The organism is Aeromicrobium sp. NPDC092404, assembly GCF_040684095.1.
In the GTDB taxonomy this organism is placed as follows: domain Bacteria; phylum Actinomycetota; class Actinomycetes; order Propionibacteriales; family Nocardioidaceae; genus Aeromicrobium.
In genome coordinates, this window is record NZ_JBFBFI010000001.1 from 32,718 (window position 1) to 51,308 (window position 18,591).

The 18,591-nt window shown below is 70.3% G+C and carries 18 protein-coding genes and 2 tRNA genes; 19 read left to right on the forward strand and 1 reads right to left on the reverse strand.

All coding sequences use genetic code 11. From position 1 onward, the window contains the following. The first annotated feature begins 37 nt into the window (after positions 1-37). From AB0N22_RS00175 to AB0N22_RS00265, 19 genes are all read left to right on the forward strand, one after another. Complete coding sequence (locus AB0N22_RS00175; RefSeq protein ID WP_364634377.1) at positions 38-526, forward strand: hypothetical protein; 489 nt, start codon at positions 38-40, stop codon at positions 524-526. Between the two features lie 24 nt (positions 527-550). Further along, positions 551-1,891, forward strand: a complete 1,341-nt coding sequence (locus AB0N22_RS00180) for an amidase family protein (protein ID WP_364634380.1) — start codon at positions 551-553, stop codon at positions 1,889-1,891. After that, entirely contained in the window at positions 1,888-2,667 is a 780-nt protein-coding gene (locus AB0N22_RS00185; RefSeq protein WP_364634382.1) for a methyltransferase domain-containing protein, read from the forward strand. The genes AB0N22_RS00180 and AB0N22_RS00185 overlap by 4 nt, the downstream gene beginning before the upstream one ends. A gap of 44 nt (positions 2,668-2,711) precedes the next feature. Continuing rightward, positions 2,712-2,793, forward strand: a tRNA-Gln gene (locus AB0N22_RS00190). A gap of 35 nt (positions 2,794-2,828) precedes the next feature. After that, positions 2,829-4,292: a bifunctional UDP-N-acetylglucosamine diphosphorylase/glucosamine-1-phosphate N-acetyltransferase GlmU gene (gene glmU / locus AB0N22_RS00195; RefSeq protein ID WP_364634385.1), complete on the forward strand. Its 1,464-nt coding sequence runs from the start codon at positions 2,829-2,831 to the stop codon at positions 4,290-4,292. Beyond that, positions 4,285-5,262 carry a ribose-phosphate diphosphokinase gene (locus AB0N22_RS00200; protein WP_364634388.1) on the forward strand — a complete coding sequence of 326 codons (978 nt, stop codon included), beginning with the start codon at positions 4,285-4,287 and terminating at the stop codon, positions 5,260-5,262. Before glmU ends, AB0N22_RS00200 begins: the two co-directional genes overlap by 8 nt. Before the next feature lie 162 nt (positions 5,263-5,424). Continuing rightward, positions 5,425-6,066: a hypothetical protein gene (locus AB0N22_RS00205; RefSeq protein WP_364634391.1), complete on the forward strand. Its 642-nt coding sequence runs from the start codon at positions 5,425-5,427 to the stop codon at positions 6,064-6,066. Between the two features lie 251 nt (positions 6,067-6,317). After that, positions 6,318-6,992: a 50S ribosomal protein L25/general stress protein Ctc gene (locus AB0N22_RS00210; protein ID WP_364634394.1), complete on the forward strand. Its 675-nt coding sequence runs from the start codon at positions 6,318-6,320 to the stop codon at positions 6,990-6,992. Next, positions 6,989-7,555, forward strand: a complete 567-nt coding sequence (gene pth / locus AB0N22_RS00215) for an aminoacyl-tRNA hydrolase (protein WP_364634396.1) — start codon at positions 6,989-6,991, stop codon at positions 7,553-7,555. The genes AB0N22_RS00210 and pth overlap by 4 nt, the downstream gene beginning before the upstream one ends. Next, on the forward strand, positions 7,555-11,121 hold the full coding sequence (gene mfd, locus AB0N22_RS00220) for a transcription-repair coupling factor (RefSeq protein WP_364634399.1): 3,567 nt from the start codon (positions 7,555-7,557) through the stop codon (positions 11,119-11,121). The genes pth and mfd overlap by 1 nt, the downstream gene beginning before the upstream one ends. A 2-nt stretch (positions 11,122-11,123) precedes the next feature. Then, the gene (locus tag AB0N22_RS00225; protein WP_364634402.1) at positions 11,124-11,777 is read left to right on the forward strand and encodes a hypothetical protein; all 654 of its coding nucleotides are present in this window, start codon (positions 11,124-11,126) and stop codon (positions 11,775-11,777) included. Continuing rightward, positions 11,777-12,637, forward strand: coding sequence for a MazG family protein (locus tag AB0N22_RS00230; protein ID WP_364634405.1), 861 nt, complete (start codon positions 11,777-11,779; stop codon positions 12,635-12,637). The genes AB0N22_RS00225 and AB0N22_RS00230 overlap by 1 nt, the downstream gene beginning before the upstream one ends. Before the next feature lie 123 nt (positions 12,638-12,760). Then, complete coding sequence (gene eno, locus AB0N22_RS00235; protein ID WP_364634407.1) at positions 12,761-14,038, forward strand: phosphopyruvate hydratase; 1,278 nt, start codon at positions 12,761-12,763, stop codon at positions 14,036-14,038. 6 nt (positions 14,039-14,044) lie between these two features. Continuing rightward, positions 14,045-14,620 (forward strand): septum formation initiator family protein, encoded by a 576-nt coding sequence (locus AB0N22_RS00240; RefSeq protein ID WP_364634409.1) that lies wholly within the window; start codon positions 14,045-14,047, stop codon positions 14,618-14,620. Continuing rightward, positions 14,617-15,117 carry a DUF501 domain-containing protein gene (locus AB0N22_RS00245; RefSeq protein ID WP_364634411.1) on the forward strand — a complete coding sequence of 167 codons (501 nt, stop codon included), beginning with the start codon at positions 14,617-14,619 and terminating at the stop codon, positions 15,115-15,117. Before AB0N22_RS00240 ends, AB0N22_RS00245 begins: the two co-directional genes overlap by 4 nt. 44 nt (positions 15,118-15,161) lie before the next feature. Next, the gene (locus AB0N22_RS00250; RefSeq protein WP_364634414.1) at positions 15,162-16,088 is read left to right on the forward strand and encodes a Ppx/GppA phosphatase family protein; all 927 of its coding nucleotides are present in this window, start codon (positions 15,162-15,164) and stop codon (positions 16,086-16,088) included. Positions 16,089-16,143: 55 nt separating this feature from the next. Then, a complete protein-coding gene (locus tag AB0N22_RS00255; RefSeq protein WP_364634417.1) occupies positions 16,144-17,067 on the forward strand; it encodes an NAD(P)-dependent oxidoreductase in 924 nt (307 codons plus the stop codon). A 39-nt stretch (positions 17,068-17,106) separates the two neighbouring features. After that, positions 17,107-17,180 (forward strand) — tRNA-Leu (locus AB0N22_RS00260). Positions 17,181-17,262: 82 nt separating this feature from the next. Beyond that, a complete protein-coding gene (locus AB0N22_RS00265; RefSeq protein WP_364634420.1) occupies positions 17,263-17,397 on the forward strand; it encodes a hypothetical protein in 135 nt (44 codons plus the stop codon). Between the two features lie 6 nt (positions 17,398-17,403). On the opposite strand, the gene AB0N22_RS00270 is transcribed toward AB0N22_RS00265, so the two are convergent. Further along, a complete protein-coding gene (locus AB0N22_RS00270; RefSeq protein WP_364634423.1) occupies positions 17,404-18,582 on the reverse strand; it encodes an MFS transporter in 1,179 nt (392 codons plus the stop codon). Positions 18,583-18,591 lie beyond the last annotated feature (9 nt).

The window sequence follows — 18,591 nt, forward strand, 5'->3', positions numbered from 1 at the left end:
TTTCTGATGCACTCGGCGCGGCTGTTAGGTTCCTCGCATGAAGACCGTCACCGCCGTCCTTTCCGGGCTCGTCCTTGCTCTCACACTTGCGGCCTGCGGAGGAGGCGATTCCGGCTCCGGCGGTGACGCCAGAAGTGAGGTGCGCAAGGAGCTGCAGGATCTGGGGCTCTCGAAGTCGCTGACGAACTGCGCCATCAAGGAGATCGAGAAGGACGCGGGCAGCCTCGAGAAGTTCGCGGAGCTCGACGCCTCCGAGCAGCAGACCGTGGCGGCCGAGGCCGGCTCGAAGTGCGCCTCGGGCGCCTCCAAGGACGAGGTGGGCGACCTCGCCAAGGGGCTCGAGAAGCAGGACGTCGACCTGAGCGATCCGGCCTTTCGCAAGTCGTTCATCACCGGCATGACCTCGCAGGGTGTGCCGGAAGCCTTGGCCACCTGCATCGCCGACAAGGCGGGCGCCGAGGACCTGAAGGCTTCGCAGCTCGTCGACGAGGCCACGATCCAGCGTCTGGCGAAGGCCTGCCAGTAGACGGTGGGGCATAGATTCATCCGCATGGATGCTTCGGACGCCCTCGCCGCTGGACCCGCCCGACAGGCTGAGCTGCTCGAGGCCGGGACGCTCACCTCCCGACAGCTCACCGAAGCCGCGCTCGAGGCGATCGAGCGGGAAAATCCCGCGATCAACGCTGCGGTGGCGGTCTACGCCGACCAGGCACTGGCGGCCGCCGACGACGCAGATCGTCGCCGTGCCGCCGGTGAGGCCGGCGCCCTGCTCGGCATCCCGGTCGCGGTCAAGGACGACCTCGACATCGTCGGCGAGGTCACCGGCTACGGCAGCCGGGCGAATCTCGTTCCCGCCACGCAGGACGCCGACCTCGTCGCGGCGCTGCGGGCCGCCGGGATGGTCGTCGTCGCCAAGTCCGCGCTGCCGGAGCTGGCGATCTTCGGCTTCACCGAGTCCGAGGCCCACGGCATCACCCGCAACCCGCAAGACCTGGCCCACACCCCGGGAGGCTCCTCCGGCGGTTCGGCCGCGCTGGTGGCCGCCGGTGCCGTCGGCATCGCCACGGCCTCGGACGGCGCAGGGTCGATCCGCATCCCGGCCGCCTGCTGCGGCCTCGTCGGGTTCAAGCCCACCCACGGCACGATGCCGAGCTCGGGCGGGTGGCACGAGCTGTCGACGCAGGGTTGTGTGGCACCCAAGGTCTTGGACAGCGCGCTGTTCCTCGACACGTTCGGGAGGTTCAGCGCCCCGCTCGTGGAAGCGGCGGGGACGGACCCCGCGCCGCTGCGGATCGGCATGTCGACCAGTGCGTCGGCCGCAACCAGGGCCCAGCCGCTCGATCCCCGCGTGCGCGCGGCGATGGAGCGCACGGCTGACGTCCTGCGGGCCGCCGGCCACACCGTCACCGAGGTGAAGATCCCCTATCCGCTGGCGGCCAAGGCGCTGACGGTGCGCTACCTGGCCGGCATCCGTGACGGCGCCGACGGCACCGACGACCCGGGGCGGCTGGAGCGGCGTACGACGGGGATCGCCCGGCTCGGCCGGCCCTTCGGCTCGCGAGCGGTTGCGTGGGCCAAGCGACAGGGCACCGCATGGGGTGACCGGGTGCACGACGACGTCGGCGTCGACGTGCTGCTGACCCCGGTCATGTCCGGTCCGGCGGTCGAGGTCGAGCACTGGCGTGGCAAGGGCGGCCTGTCGACAGTGCTCTCGATGAATGCGTTCTATCCCTACACGGCCCAGTGGAACCATGCCGGCGTGCCGGCCGTCTCGATGCCGGCCGGGGCGACCGACGACGGACTGCCGCTGGCTGTCCAGCTCGTCGCCCGCCGGGGTGACGACGCGCGGCTGATGTCCCTGGCCGGGCAGCTCGAGCGCAGCGCGCGATGACGACCTGGGACCCGGCGCGCTACCTGCAGTTCGCCGACGACCGCTCCCGGCCGTTCGTCGACCTGATCGGCCGCATCGACGGTGAGCCGGCCACGATCGTCGACCTCGGCTGCGGTCCGGGTCACCTCACGGCCGTGCTCCGCCGCCGCTGGCCGGACGCGGCGATCCACGGGGTGGACTCCTCGCCGGACATGGTCGATCGCGCGGTCGCCGACACCGCGGACGAGCGGACGACGTACGAGCTGGCCGACGTCGCGACCTGGACGGCGACCGAGCCGGTCGACCTGATCGTCTCCAACGCGTTGTTCCAGTGGGTCCCCGACCAGCTCGACGTGGTCCGGCGTCTCGCCGGCTCCGTCGCCCCGGGCGGGACGTTCGCCCTCCAGGTCCCGGTCAACCACGACGCCCCGAGCCACCGTCTGCTGCACGAGATCGCGTCCCGTCCCCCGTACGCCGCGCAAACCGAAGGCCTGCACGCCGTCCGCGGCACCCGTGGCGAGGTCTACCTCGACCTGTTCGCGGACCTCGGCTGGGCGGTCGACGCGTGGGAGACGACCTACCTGCACGTCCTCCCGGGCGAGGACCCGGTCTTCGACTGGATCTCCGGCACCGGTGCGCGGCCGATCCTGCAGGCACTGCCGGACGGGCTGCGGGACGAGTTCGTGACGGCCTACAAGGCCGCGCTTCGCGAGGCCTATCCGGCGCGAGCCTGGGGCACGGTGCTGCCGTTCAGCCGTACGTTCGCCGTGGCCCGGCGCCAGGACCGACTCCGGTAGCCTTGGGTCTGCTGCTGACAACACTTCCCGGTTCGCCGGGACCATCCCCGGTTGGTCTGCCGGCAGGGCCCGCCGCACTTTGAATGCGGACAAGCGACGTAGGTTCGACTCCTACCCGGGGAGCCAGCAACGATCTGCTGGTCCGTCGACGAAGGAGTCTGGTGAGCACGAGCACCGATCACGATCACGTCACGGCCATCGTGCTGGCAGCAGGGGCGGGCACGCGGATGAAGTCCTCGCGCGCCAAGGTCCTGCACCAGATCGGCGGCCGAAGCATGCTCGAGCACGCGCTGGTCGCCGTGTCGGGCGCCGGCGTCCGCACGACGGTCGCCGTCGTGGGCCATGACCGCGAGCAGGTCTCCGAGGCCGTGGCCGCTCACGACCCCGCGATCGTCCAGGCCGTGCAGGAGCAGCAGAACGGCACCGGTCACGCCGTGCACGTCGCCCTTCAGGCGCTCGACGCCCCGCCCGCGGGCACCGTCATCGTGACGTACGCCGACGTGCCCCTGCTGTCGGCCCAGACGCTGTCCGAGCTGCTGGTCGCGCACCGGGCCGCTGGGCACACCGTGACGATCCTGACCGCAGAGGTCGACGACCCCACCGGTTACGGCCGCATCCTGCGCGCCGAGGACGGCGCCGTGACGGCGATCCGCGAGCACAAGGACGCCTCCGACGACGAGCGCGCCGTCCGTGAGATCAACAGCGGCATCCTGGTGGTCGACGGTGAGTTCCTCACCGCGGCCGTGGCCGGCCTCGAGGCGGACAACGCCCAGGGTGAGCTCTACCTCACCGACATCGTCGGCAAGGCCGTCGCCGAGGGCCGTCCCGTCGGCGCCCACGTCCTCGAGGACATCTGGCAGACCGAGGGCGTCAACGACCGCGCCCAGCTGGCCCGCCTCGGGGCCGAGCTCAACCGCCGCATCACGACGCACTGGATGTCCGAGGGCGTCACGATCGTCGATCCGGCGACGACCTGGATCGACTCCGCCGTCACGATCGAGCCGGACGTGACGATCCTCCCCGGCACCCAGCTGCTCGGTGCGACGGTCGTCGCGCGAGGGGCCACGATCGGTCCCGACACGACGCTCCGCAACGTCGAGGTCGGTGCCGACGCCACCGTCGTCCGTACGCACGGCTCCGACTCCGTGGTGGGCCCCGAGGCGACCGTCGGTCCGTACGCCTACCTGCGCCCGGGCGCCGAGCTCGGCGCGAAGGGCAAGATCGGCACGTTCGTCGAGGTCAAGAACTCCGTGATCGGCGAGGGCGCCAAGGTGCCGCACCTGTCGTACGTCGGCGACGCCGACATCGGAGAGGGCGCCAACATCGGCGCCGGCACGATCTTCGCCAACTACGACGGCGTGAACAAGCACCGCTCGACGATCGGCCGGCACGCCAAGACGAGCTCCAACAACACCTTCGTCGCACCCGTCAGCGTGGGCGACGGCGCGTTCACCGGAGCCGGCTCGACGATCCGTGAGGACGTACCACCGGGGGCGCTGGCCGTCAGCGCAGGACAGCAGAGGAACATTGAGGGGTGGGTGGCCGACAGACGTCCGGGCACCGCATCCGACCAGGCCGCGCAGGCCGTGTCATCCGAACCGGCAGAGGAGACCTCCGGTGAGTAGCCTGTCCAAACGCACCCCGACGCGGAACATGCTCGTGTTCTCCGGCCGCTCGCACCCCACGCTGGCACAGGAGGTGGCCGACCTCCTCGAGGTCGACCTGGTCCCGACGACCGCCTACGACTTCGCCAACGGCGAGATCTACGTACGCTTCGACGAGTCCGTGCGTGGCTGCGACGCGTTCGTGATCCAGAGCCACGCGGCGCCCATCAACGACGCGATCATGGAGCAGCTCATCATGATCGACGCGCTCAAGCGGGCGTCGGCCAAGCGCATCACGGTGATCCTGCCGTTCTACGGCTACGCCCGGCAGGACAAGAAGCACCTCGGCCGCGAGCCCATCTCGGCGCGCTTGATGGCCGACCTGTTCCTCACCGCCGGCGCCGACCGGCTCATGACGGTCGACCTGCACACGGCGCAGATCCAGGGCTTCTTCGACGGCCCCGTCGACCACCTGCTCGCGATGCCGATCCTCACGCGTCACGTGAAGAAGAAGTACGGCAAGAAGCCGCTCGCCGTCGTGTCACCCGACGCCGGCCGCATCAAGGTCGCCGAGTCGTGGGCCGCCGCGCTCTCCGGCGCCCCGCTCGCGTTCATCCACAAGACCCGCGATCCCCGCAAGCCCAACGAGTCCAAGGCCAACCGCGTCGTCGGTGATGTCGAGGGCCGGGTCTGCATCCTGGTCGACGACCTCATCGACACCGGCGGCACGATCGTGCAGGCCGCCGAGGCGCTGATGGCCGACGGCGCCGAGGACGTCGTGATCGTCGCGACCCACGCGGTGTTCTCGGGTCCAGCGGTCGACCGGCTCAAGAACTCGACGGCGTGCGAGGTCATCGTGACCAACACGCTGCCGATCGCCGACGACCAGCGCTTCGACAAGCTCACGGTGCTGTCGATCGCGCCGCTGCTCGCGCAGGCCACGGCAGCCGTCTTCGAAGAGGGCTCCGTCACCTCGCTGTTCAAGTCCTGACCGCGCCATCACCCTCGTCGTCGGGCTGATCGGGAGGGTTCATGGTGCGATACGTCGTCGCGTGGCGCATGTACTCCCGACGTGGTTCGTGCGTTGCTGAGTCGTACGCTTTGCGTCATGGCGTGGTTCAGGAAGACTCGACGGAACGCTGAGCCACCTCCCGTGGTGGAGCCGCCGGCCGAGGAAGACGTCGATGCTCACGTTGCCGCGATGGTGGAGGCGGCGTTCGAAACCAAGTCCGCAATTGCCGAGCTGACACGGGAGTACTTCGAGGATGCTGCCTCTGGCGAGACGATCCAGCGCGTTCTCGACCAGCGCTGGGCCGAACGTCTGCAGCGACAGCAGAAGTGGTCGGGTGACGGCGACTATGCGCGTCTCAGCGCCGCTTTCGAGGACCTCTCCGGACGCGGCATCGTTGCGCGGATGAACTTCACCTGCTGCCAGTCATGCGGACACGCGGAGATCGTGGACGAGAAGACGACCGGGGAGGAGCGCGGCTACGTCTTCTTCCACCAACAGGACTCCGAACGGCTCGCCGATCGTCCCGCCGTCCTGTTCCTCGCGTATGGGTCGTTCTCCGCGCTCGGCGACTTCACGGCGGAACGATCGCCCGACCTGTGGGCACTCGCCGACGGGGGTGACCAAGAAGCTCGTCGGCAGATCGTGCTGGGGTCGGAGGAGGTGGTGGCCGGGGAAGTCGTCGAGGCGCTGCGGCGGCAGGGAGTGCAGGTGCAGTGGGTTCCCGGACAGGGGCAGCGCATCGCGGTCAACGTCACCGAGTGGGACAAGCCGCTCCCGGTCTGATCACGCTCCCTGAGCGAGGTCATCTCTCGAATCTTCGCCTCGTCTCGCTCACGTCCGGCCGCGGGCGGCCTCAGTGGCGGACGGGGGTCCGACGGATTTCCGGCTCACGCACCGCTGCGATAAGATCGTCAGGTTGCCTCGGCGAGGGTCCTTTGACGGGCCGTGATCGACAGGGCGCTCCACGGAGTGCTGTGTCGAGCGCCTGGTGACACCCGACTTTCACGCAACACTCTTCAGGAGACATTTTCCCCATGGCTGAGATCAAGATCGCCGCCGAGACGCGCACCGAGTTCGGCAAGGGCGCCGCCCGCCGCATCCGTCGCGCCGACAACGTGCCCGCCGTCCTCTACGGACACGGCTCTGACCCCGTCCACGTGACGCTGCCGGGCCACCAGCTCATGCTGGCGCTCAAGAACTCCAACGCGCTGCTGACGATCGACCTCGGCGACGAGCAGCACCTCGCGATCCCCAAGCAGGTCCAGCGTGACCCGCTGAAGGGCTTCATCGAGCACGCCGACCTCCTGATCGTCAAGAAGGGCGAGAAGGTCACGGTCGACGTCCGCATCAACGTCGTCGGCGACGCCGTCAGCGGCAACCTCGTCATCCTCGAGAACTCGACGATCTCCGTCGAGGCCGAGGCGACCCACATCCCCGAGTCCTTCGAGGTCTCGGTCGAGGGCCTCGACGCCGGCGCCCAGATCCACGCCAGCGACCTCGAGCTGCCCAAGGGCTCGACGCTCGCGGTCGATCCCGAGATCCTCATCGTCAACATCACCGCGGCACCCACCGAGGCCCAGCTCGACGCCGAGCTCGCCGAGGCCGAGGCCGAGGCCGGCATCGAGCACGACCCGACCGACGCCGAAGAGGCCGAGGCCGCGTCCGAGTCGGCCGAGGGCGAGGCTGCGGAGAGCTCCGAGTCCGAGTGACCTGGTTGGTCGTCGGGCTCGGCAACCCGGGCCCGACGTACGCCAGCACTCGTCACAACGTCGGCTACCTCGTGGCCGACGTGCTCGCCGCCCGTGCGGGCGGATCCTGGAAGAAGCACAAGTCCGGCCGCGCCGACGTCATCGAGGGTCGCCTCGCCGGTGAGCGGGCCGTCCTCGGGCGGTGCCGGTCGTACATGAACGAGAGCGGCGGCCCGGTGTCGACGCTCGCCTCGTTCTACGACGTCGAGCCCAACCATCTCGTCGTGATTCACGACGAGCTCGACATCGACTTCGGGATGCTGCGGGTCAAGCTCGGCGGCGGCGACAACGGCCACAACGGGCTCAAGTCGATCCGCCAGTCACTGGGCACCGGCGACTTCTTCCGCGTACGCGTGGGCATCGGCCGGCCGCCCGGCCAGCAGAGCGTCCACGACTTCGTGCTCAAGGCCTACAGCTCCACCGAGCGCAAGGACCTGCCGACGTACGTCGAGGAGGCGGCTGATGCCGTCGAGAGCCTCATGGTGCAGGGACTGGAACCGACCCAGAGCGCGTTCAACAGGTGATGGGTACGTCACGACTGGCTCGGCTCTCCTCGCTGGTGGCGAGCGATCCGACGATCGCCGCGGTGCTGGCCGACCGGACCGACGGGGTCAGCACGCTCAACGTGCAGGCGCCGGCGCCCCTGCGGCCGTTCCTCACGCATGCCTTGGCTCAGCAGTCGACGGTCCTCGCGGTGACCGCCACGGCGCGGGAGGGCGAGGACCTCGTGACCCAGCTGGGCGAGCTGCTCGGGCCGGAGGCAGTCGCGTACTTCCCCGCCTGGGAGACGCTGCCGCACGAACGGCTCTCGCCGCGCTCGGACACCGTCGGCCGACGACTGGCCGTGCTGCGCCGCCTGGTCCATCCGACGGCCGACAACGCCGAGGACACCTCCACCGGCCCGATCCGCGTCGTGGTCGCTCCGGTCCGGTCGCTGCTGCAGCCGCAGGTCAAGGGGCTGGCGGACCTGACGCCCGTCGAGCTGCACCAGGGCGACGAGATCGCTCTCGACGAGGTCGTGCGCCGGCTGGCCGGCGCCGCCTACTCGCGGGTCGACCTGGTCGAGCGACGCGGCGAGTTCGCCGTGCGCGGAGGCATCATCGACGTGTTCCCGCCGACCGAAGAGCACCCCCTCCGCATCGAGTTCTGGGGTGACGAGGTCGACGAGATCCGCCGCTTCGCGGTGGCCGACCAGCGCACTCTCGAAGAGGTCACCCACGTGTGGGCGCCGCCGTGCCGCGAGCTGCTGCTCGACGACCGGGTCAAGGCGCGCGCCGCCGAGCTGGCCGTGGCCCATCCGTCGCTCTCCGAGATCTTCACGAAGATCTCGCAGGGCCACGCCGTCGAGGGCATGGAGTCGCTGACCCCGGTGCTGGTCGACGAGATGGAGATGCTCGTCGAGCTGTTCCCACCTCAGTCCTCAGTCCTGTTGATGGACCCGGAACGCATTCGAGCCAGGGCGGCCGACCTGGTGGCCACGAGCGAGGAGTTCCTGCAGGCGTCGTGGGCTGCCGCCGCGACTGGCGCCGAGGCGCCGATCGACCTCGGCTCGGCTGCGTTCCGCACGCTCGAGGACGTACGCCTGGCGACGCTCGGCCTCGGCCACACCTGGTTCACCGTCTCGCCGTTCGGCCTGGACACGGACGACCAGACCCGCTCCGTCGAGATGGAGGCTGCCGCGGCCTACCGCGGTGACACCACGGCCGCGCTCGCGGACATCAAGGCGTGGGTCGCGGCGGGCATGCGCGTCGTGTTCGTGGCCCCGGGCCACGGCCAGGCGCAGCGCACCAGCGAGTGGCTCGCGGAGAACGACGTCGCGGCCGCGCTCGACGACGAGGTCACGGCGCCGTCGCCCGGCGTCGTGCAGGTGGCCTGCGGCGAGCTCGACCACGGCTTCGTGTCGCCGCCGCTGCAGCTCGCCGTGCTGACGTACGACGACCTGGTCGGCCAGCGGGCAGCAGACCGCACGGAGCGCAAGATGCCGGCGCGCCGGCGCAAGCAGGTCGACCCGCTCGAGCTCAAGACCGGCGACTTCGTCGTGCACGAGCAGCACGGCGTCGGCCGCTACGTGGAGCTGATGCAGCGGGTCGTGCAGGGTGCTGCGCGCGAGTACCTCGTGGTCGAGTACGCCCCCTCCAAGCGAGGACAGCCCGCCGACCGGCTGTTCGTCCCGATGGACCAGCTCGACCAGATCAGCCGCTACGTCGGTGGCGAGTCGCCGAGCCTCGACAAGCTCGGCGGTGCGGACTGGACCAGCCGCAAGAACAAGGCCCGCAAGGCCGTACGCCAGATCGCCGGGGAGCTCATCAAGCTCTACGCCGCGCGCCAGGCCACCAAGGGGCACGCGTTCGGCCCGGACACGCCCTGGCAGGCCGAGCTCGAGGACGCGTTCGCGTTCGTGGAGACGCCTGACCAGCTCGTCACGATCGACGAGGTCAAGCGCGACATGGAGCGGACCGTGCCGATGGACCGGCTGGTCTGCGGCGACGTCGGATACGGCAAGACCGAGATCGCGGTGCGTGCGGCGTTCAAGGCGATCCAGGACGGGAAGCAGGTCATCCTGCTCGTCCCGACGACCCTGCTCGTGCAGCAGCACTTCGCGACGTTCGCCGAGCGCTTCGGGCAGTTCCCGGTCACGATGAAGCCGCTGTCGCGGTTCCAGACCGAGAAGGAGTCCAAGGAGACCCTCGCGGGCCTGGCCGACGGCTCGATCGACATGGTCATCGGCACCCATCGGCTCCTGCAGCCCGGCGTGAAGATCAAGGACCTCGGCCTCGTGATCGTCGACGAGGAGCAGCGGTTCGGCGTCGAGCACAAGGAAGCCATGAAGATGCTGCGGGCCGCGGTCGACGTGCTCTCGATGTCGGCGACCCCCATCCCGCGCACCTTAGAGATGGCGATCACCGGCATCCGCGAGATGTCGACGATCGCGACGCCGCCCGAGGAGCGCCATCCGGTGCTCTCGTTCGTCGGCCCCTACGAGGACCGGCAGGTCGTCGCCGCGATCCGCCGCGAGCTGCTGCGGGAGGGCCAGGCGTTCTTCATCCACAACCGGGTGCAGTCGATCGACAAGGCCGTCGCCCGCATCAAGGACCTCGTGCCCGAGGCGCGGGTCGCCGCGGCGCACGGGCAGATGGGTGAGCACCAGCTCGAGGAGGTCATGGTCGACTTCTGGGAGAAGCGCTACGACGTCCTGGTCTGCACCACGATCGTCGAGTCCGGCCTCGACGTGTCCAACGCCAACACCATGATCATCGAGCGCGCCGACACCCTGGGCCTGTCGCAGCTGCACCAGCTGCGCGGCCGGGTCGGCCGATCGCGCGAGCGCGCGTACGCGTACTTCCTCTATCCGCCCGAGAAGCCCCTGACGGAGACCGCGCACGACCGACTCGCCACGATCGCGCAGCACTCCGAGCTCGGCGGCGGCATGGCCGTGGCGATGAAGGATCTCGAGATCCGCGGCGCCGGCAACCTGCTCGGCGGTGAGCAGTCGGGACACATCGCCGACGTCGGCTTCGACCTCTACGTCCGGCTGGTCGGCGAGGCGGTCGCGGAGTTCCGCGGCGACGCCGAGCCGGAGCGCGAGGTCAAGATCGAGCTGCCGATCGAGGCGCACCTGCCGCACGACTACGTGCAGAGCGAGCGGCTGCGCCTCGAGATGTACAAGCGGCTGGCCGACGTACGCGCGCTGTCGGACGTCGACGAGCTGCGCGCCGAGCTGGTCGACCGCTACGGCAACCCGCCCGAGGCCGTCGAGGTCCTGCTCGACGTCGCGCGGCTGCGCGTGCGGGTGCGCGAGGCGGGCCTCACCGAGGTCACGGCCGCCGGCCCGAATGTCCGCTTCGCGCCGCTCAAGCTGCCCGACTCCGCGCAGATGCGGCTGCAGCGGATCTATCCGCGCAGCACCTACAAGGTCGCCGCCGAGGTCGCGCTGGTGCCGCGGCCCAAGACGGCGCCGGTCGGTGGCAAGCCCTTGGTCGGGCGGGAGCTCCTGGAGTGGACCCGCACCGTGGTCGACACCCTCGTCCCGGCGCCCGCACGGTCGGAGCAGCCGTCCACCGGTGCCGCGAGCGGCTCGGATACCGTGTGAGCATGCTCACTCGTGCACGCGCTGCGGTTCTCGTCCTCGCGGTCCTGACGCTGGGCGGATGCGGCAGCACGCATCCCGGCGCAGCCGCCGTCGTCGACGACAAGACCATCTCGATGAAGTCCGTCGACGAGACCGCCGAGGTCTACTGCCTGAACTCGATCCTGGCCGCCAAGGAGCAGGGCGCGGCTCCCTCCGAGGACAACGCCGAGATCCGTCGGCAGGCCGTGGCCAGGACGGTCTCGCTGATCGTCGCCCGCAAGCTGGCCGACGAGGAGGGCGTGGCCCGCCCTGAGCCCGCGAGCTACGAGGTGCCCGACTCGGACCTGGACCGCGTCGCCGCGGCCTACAAGGGCATCGACCCCAAGGTCGTCGCGCAGGTCATCGAGGACAGCCGCGAGCTGTTCGAGCTCCAGGTCGCGCTCGGCGCGAAGGCTGCCGGGCAGCCGGTCACCGAAGAGAACTCCGAGCAGCTCGCCGGCGCCGGCCAGACCGTGATCATTAAGGCGTTCAAGGACTACGACGTCGACTTCGCCCCGCGCTTCGGGCTCAGCGACTCGGCCGAGACCGTGGCGGCGACGGGCTCGCTGTCCGCGGCCCCGACCGATCTCGGCGAGGACGAGCCCAACCAGCTGCCGGCAGCGCAACGCTGCAGCTGATGCGCATCGTCGTCCTCAGCCCGCGGGTGGCCCCGGGGATCTTGACCCTCGCTGCCTGGGACGCGCTGCGCGACGCTGCGTTCGTCCGCGCGTCGGTCGACGACCCGCACGTGCGGGCGATCGTCGCCTCCGGCATCGAGGTCGAGGTCACTGCCGACCGTCCGTCGTACGCACCGGACGCCGTCTGGATCGCGCCGACGGGGGACACCGCGTGGGCCCGGACGATCGCGGACGGCCTGATGGCGGACGGGGGAGAGGCTTCGGACGTCGAGGTCGTGTTCGGCTCGTACGACCTGCCCGGCTCCGCCCTGCTCGACGTCGTGGAGATCATGGACCGACTGCGCCGGGAGTGCCCGTGGACCGCGCAGCAGTCGCACGAGACGCTCAGCCACTACCTGCTGGAGGAGGCGCACGAGACGCTCGAGGCGCTCGACAACGGCGACAGCGACCATCTCCGCGAGGAGCTCGGCGACCTGCTGATGCAGATCGTGTTCCACGCCCGGATCGCCGCGGAGGGCGAGGGCTGGGACATCGACGACGTCGCGGCCGGGATCGCCGAGAAGCTCGTCTACCGCAACCCGCACGTCTTCGGGGACGCGACCGTGTCGAGCGCCGAAGAGGTCGACGCCAACTGGCAGCGGCTGAAGGCGACCGAGAAGCAGCGCGCCTCCGTGCTCGAGGGCATCCCGGCGACGCTGCCCGCCCTGGCGTACGCCGACAAGGTCCTCGGCCGGGTCGGCGAGACCGACGTCAGTGGCGACGATCTCGGCGCCCGGCTGCTGAGGCTCGTCCTCGAGGCCCGTGACCAGGGCCAGGACGCCGAAGAGGTTCTCCGCCGAGCCGTGCGCCTCCTCGCCTAGCCCGATCACCGCTCGGAGGTCGGGCGGCAACCGCTTCGTCCCACGCCAGCGAGGCGGTGCTGGGCATCGGGTCGACGGGACTAGGCTTGGGCTCGCACGTCCATCAGCTAAAGAGGAGCAGTCTTGGCACGCATCGACGCCGTCGGCGCACGGGAAATTCTGGATTCGCGGGGCAACCCGACCGTCGAGGTCGAGGTCGCCCTCGACGACGGCACGATCGGCCGTGCGGCGGTGCCCTCCGGCGCCTCCACCGGCGCGTTCGAGGCCGTCGAGCTGCGTGACGGCGGCGACCGCTACGTCGGCAAGGGCGTGCTCAAGGCCGTCGCCGGCGTCAACGACACGATCGGCCCCGCACTGGCCGGCTTCGACGCCGACGACCAGCGCGCCATCGACCTGGCGATGATCGATCTCGACGGCAGCGACAACAAGGCCAAGCTCGGCGCCAACGCCATCCTCGGCGTCTCGCTCGCCGCGGCCAAGGCTGCCGCCGACTCGGCCAACCTGCCGCTGTTCCGCTACGTCGGCGGTCCCAACGCCCACGTGCTGCCGGTCCCGATGCTCAACATCCTCAACGGTGGCTCGCACGCCGACAGCAACGTCGACGTGCAGGAGTTCATGATCGCGCCGATCGGTGCGCCGACGTTCTCCGAAGCGCTTCGCATGGGTGCCGAGGTCTACCACTCGCTCAAGTCGGTGCTCAACAAGCAGGGGCTGTCCACCGGCCTGGGTGACGAGGGCGGCTTCGCGCCCAACCTCGACTCCAACCGCGCCGCGCTCGAGCTCATCTCGACCGCCGTGGAGAACGCCGGCCTGACCGTGGGCACCGACATCGCCTTCGCGCTCGACGTCGCCGCCTCTGAGTTCTTCGCCGACGGCACGTACGCGTTCGAGGGCCAGCAGAAGACCGCCGAGGAGATGTCGGCCTACTACGCCGAGCTCGTCGCGGCGTTCCCGATCGTCTCGATCGAGGACCCGCTGGACGAGGACGACTGGGCCGGCTGGACCACGCTGACCGACAACCTCGGCGACGACGTGCAGATCGTCGGCGACGACCTGTTCGTCACCAACGTCGAGCGACTGACGCGCGGCATCGCCGAGGGCGCGGCCAACGCGCTCCTCGTCAAGGTCAACCAGATCGGCTCGCTGACCGAGACGCTCGACTCGGTGGACCTCGCTCACCGTCACGGCTTCGCCTGCATGATGAGCCACCGCTCGGGCGAGACCGAGGACACCACGATCGCCGACCTCGCGGTCGCGACCAACTGCGGCCAGATCAAGACCGGTGCGCCGGCTCGATCGGACCGGGTGGCCAAGTACAACCAGCTGCTGCGCATCGAGGAGGCCCTCGGGTCGTCCGCGACCTACGCCGGCGCCTCCGCCTTCCCGCGGCTGGCGCTCTAGGTCCGCATGGCCTCGCGTCCCCCACGTGGCCCCGGCCGGAGGCCGCCCGATCGCGGGCGGCGTCCGGCCGAGCGTGGGGCACGCGGCGGCGGAGCGCGGGGAGCGGCCCGCAACCGTACGCCGCGGACTGCGACGGTCAGCGCGGGCACCGGTCCCCAGCTGACGACGCGGGCGATCGTGCTGCTGTCGGTCGTGCTGCTGCTGATCGCGTCCTACACCTCCACGCTGCACGCGTGGTGGGAGCAGCGCAGCGAGAACCAGGCCACCAAGGCCAAGATCGTCATGCAGAAGCAGCAGATCCTCGCGCTCGAGGACCAGAAGCTCCGCTGGGAGGACCCGGCGTACGTCAAGCAGCAGGCCAAGGAGCGGTTCGGCTGGGTCATCCCGGGCGAGGTCGGTTACCGCGTGATCGGCACCGACGGCAACGTCAAGGGTGACGTGCCGACGCTCGATGCGCCGCCCACCGCGACGAGCGAGACCGAGTGGTACGACAAGCTCTGGGGCAGCGTCAAGGAGTCGGGCAAGACGCCCAAGCCGACCAGGCCCACGACCGATCCGGACAAGGTGCTGAAGAAGAAGTGAACGTCGACCAGGCAGATCTCGATGCCGTGGCCGAGCAGCTCGGCCGTACGCCTCGGGGCATCCTCGAGGTCGTGTCGCGGTGCCCTTCGGGCCACCCGAACGTCGTGAAGACCGAGCCCCGGCTCGACGACGGGACGCCCTTCCCGACGATGTTCTACCTGACCTGCGACCGGCTCGCCGGTGAGATCGGCACGCTCGAGGCGTCGGGCCTCATGAAGGAGATGAGCGACCGGCTCGCCGAGGACGAGGACCTGGCGGCGGCCTACGCTCGCGCCCACGACGCGTACCTGGCGGAGCGCGAGGCGATCGCCCACGTGCCCGAGATCGACGGGATCACGGCCGGCGGGATGCCGAACCGGGTCAAGTGCCTGCACGTGCTGGTCGGCCACTCCCTGGCCAAGGGCCCTGGCGTCAACCCGCTCGGCGACGAGGCGCTGCAGCTGCTCGGCGAGTGGTGGGCCGGCAACTCCTGCGGCCCGGCCCCGACGGCGACCTGACGGACTGCTGAGCTCGGCGCACGCGCTGCCGATACGCTCGTCGCATGCCTGATCAGCGCAGACGCGTGGCCGCGATCGACTGTGGGACCAACTCGATCCGCCTGCTGGTCAGCGATGTCGGAGCCGACCACAAGGTCGACCTGGTCCGCGAGATGCGCATCGTCCGCCTCGGACAGGACGTCGACCGCACGAAGCACCTCGCCGAGGAGGCCATCGCCCGCACGCTGCAGGCGACGCGCGAGTACGCCGAGCTCATCGCGATGTTCGGCGTCAACGAGGTCCGGTTCTGCGCCACCTCGGCGGTGCGGGACGCCGACAACGCCGTCGAGCTCGAGGACGCGGTCGAGGGCATCCTCGGCGTGCGTCCGATCGTCCTGGCCGGCCTCGACGAGGCCCGGGCCTCCTTCCTCGGCGCGACGCGAGACCTCGAGCCGGTCCGGACGCTCGTGGTCGACATCGGGGGCGGCTCGACCGAGCTCGTCGTCGGTACCGGTGACGACGTCGAGTGGTCGGTGTCCCTCGACATCGGATCCGTACGTCTGACCGAGCGTCACCTCCCGAGCGATCCGCCGACGGTTGCCGAGGTGACCGCGTGCATGAACCACCTCGATGCCGTGCTGGCACCGGTCGTCGGTCAGCTCGACCCGGTGGGATCGTTCGTCGGGGTCGCGGGCACCGTCACGACCGTCACCGCGCACTCCTTGGCCCTGCCGTCGTACGACTCCGCGACGATCCACGGTGCCAAGCTGGCGCTCGACGACGTACGCCACGCCTGCCTCTCGCTCGTGCAGATGTCCGTGGCGGACCGGCGGGCGCTGCCCTTCATGCACCCCGGCCGGGCCGACGTCATCGGCGGGGGAGCCTTGATCCTCGATCGCCTCATCGACATCGTTCCGCTCGCGACCGACACGCTGGTCGCGAGCGAGCACGACATCCTCGACGGCATCGCCTGGGACATGGTCAGGGATTGACGGTGGGCTCGCACCCACGACTTCGAACGCTTCGAGCCGAGAGCATGATCGAGGCATGACCGCAGCACTTCGTGTCACCGTGCCCGACGCGGGTTGGCTCGAGCGTCTCGCCGACCTGGCCGACCGCGTCGACCTCGAGGTCTGGGACATCGCGCAGCAGCCCCAGCCGGAGGGCCGCATCGACCTGGCCGTCAGCGGCTACCCCAACGCGACCGAGGGCCTGCGCCGGATCGACCCGGAGCGGCTCGGGGTCCTGCAGCTGCAGACGCTCGGGCACGACGGCGTGCTGGAGGCCCTGCCGGCCGGCGTCACGTGCTGCAACGCGATCGGCGTCCACGAGGGGTCGACCGCAGAGCTGGCCATTGCGCTGCTGCTGGCGTCGCAGCGGCAGCTCGACCGCTACGCCCGCGAGCAGGGGCAGTGGAACCGTCGCTGGTCGCCCAGCCTGCAGGACCGCCGCATCATGCTGCTCGGCCACGGAGGCATCGGCACCGAGGTCGAGAAGCGGCTGATCGGCTTCGATGCGGAGCTCGTACGGGTCGCGAGCCGCCGCCGTCAGGACGAGCGCGGGGTCGTGCACGGCACCGATGAGCTCGCCGACCTGCTGCCGACCGTCGACGCCGTCGTGGTCGCGGTCCCGCTCTCGGAGCAGACAGTGGGCCTGGTCGACGACGACTTCCTCGCGGCTCTGCCCGATGGTGCTGTCGTGGTCAACATCTCGCGCGGCAAGGTCACCGACACCGACGCCGTGGTGCGGCAGGCCGGGCGCATCCGGTACGCCACGGACGTGACCGACCCGGAGCCGCTCCCCGCCGACCATCCGCTCTGGGAGGTCCCGGGCGTCCTGATCTCCCCGCACGTCGGCGGCATGTCCACGGCGATGCAGCCGAGGATCGATGCGGTGGTTCGCCGCCAGATCGCCCTCCTGCTCGACGGGCGCAGCCCACACTCCGTCGTCATCTCGCCTGGCCGTTCCTGAGAGGCTCGCTCCCGGACGTACGCCGATAGGCTGGCCGAGGCTCCCGTAGCCCAACTGGCAGAGGCAGATGGCTTAAACCCGTCACAGTGTGGGTTCGAATCCCACCGGGAGCACCTGGAAGAGCGTTGCGTTTTCAGCGCTGTTGGAGAGTTCATGACGGATGAGTAGGGCGCCTGAGATACGGGTGAGCACATCTTGAGCACACATCGACGTTGCCCGAGACAGCTCGGCACCCGCCGTCCCTCCGAACGTCTCTTCGCGAAGGCCGGTGACACCGACTCGGTGATCGACGGCCTCCCGCGGGTGCTGATGCGCCTCGACCTGCGCTGAGTCGCGTCAGCGCCGCCGCAGGGCCAGGTGGGCCATGGTCGCCGCGACGATGCCGGCACCGATGGGGATGACGAAGGCGACGCGCAGGTCCGTCAGGTCCGAGAGCCCACCGATGCTGGGCGAGGTCAGCAGGAACCCCAGGCGCATGAGCCAGCCGAGCATCGCGACGCCAGTACCTGCAGGCAGGCCGGGGACCCGGTCGGCGGCAGCGAACGCCGCCGGCACCAGGGTCGCGCAGCCGAGACCGGCCAGCGCGAACCCGGCAAAGGCGAGGGCCGGCCACGGGCTGACGGCGACGCCGAGCATCCCGACCGCGATCTGGACCCCACCGGCGCGGGCGACCCTCTCCCGTCCCCACCGATCAGTCATCGGGTCGCCCAGGACGCGACCCACGAACTGCGCACCCAGCATCACCGTCAGCGCGAGGCCGGCGACGGCTGTGGGCGCCTCGACCTCGTCACGCATGAACAGCACGGCCCAGTTGTTGGCGACGTCCTCGACCAGGGTGCCGCAGATCGCGAGCAGGATGAGCGGGAGCAGCAGACGCCAGGCGCGGCCCGGCCCGGTGGCGGCGGCTGGGCGGTCCGAGGCCTCGTCCGGAAGGTTCGACGCAGCCGACGACACGAGGTGACTCGCCAGGTATGCCATGAGGCTCCACACCAGGCCGTTGACGAGCATCTGCAGCCCGATGTCGACCTCGAGGGCGGACGCCGCCGCCCCGATCGCCCCGCCGGTCGCGGCGCCAAGGCTCCAAAGCGCGTGCAGCGAGTTGATGATGGACCGTCCGTACGACCGCTCCACCGCGATGCCGGCGACGTTCTGGCCCGCATCGACGACGGCGTCGGTCACCCCCGCGAAGACGAGGGCAGCGGCGAACCACCAGACGCTGGGGCTCGCCCCGGCTGCGGCGATCGCCGCAGCCATGACGGCCGACCCGACCCACGTCACGCGGGCCGCACCCAGGCGCCGGATCAGGGGTGCAGCCACCCCGGCAGCGGCGATCGCGCCGGCGGCGAAGCTGACGACGGTGAGGCCGAAGGCAGCGTTGGACAGGTCGAACTGCTCCTTCAGCTCCGGGTACCTCGGCAGCAGGGAGCTGAACAGCACCCCGTTGGTGAAGAACATGAGCGAGGCACCGAGCCGGCCACGGGTGTTGTCCCGCTGGGCGGGTCGCAAGAGTGTCACCGCGACAGC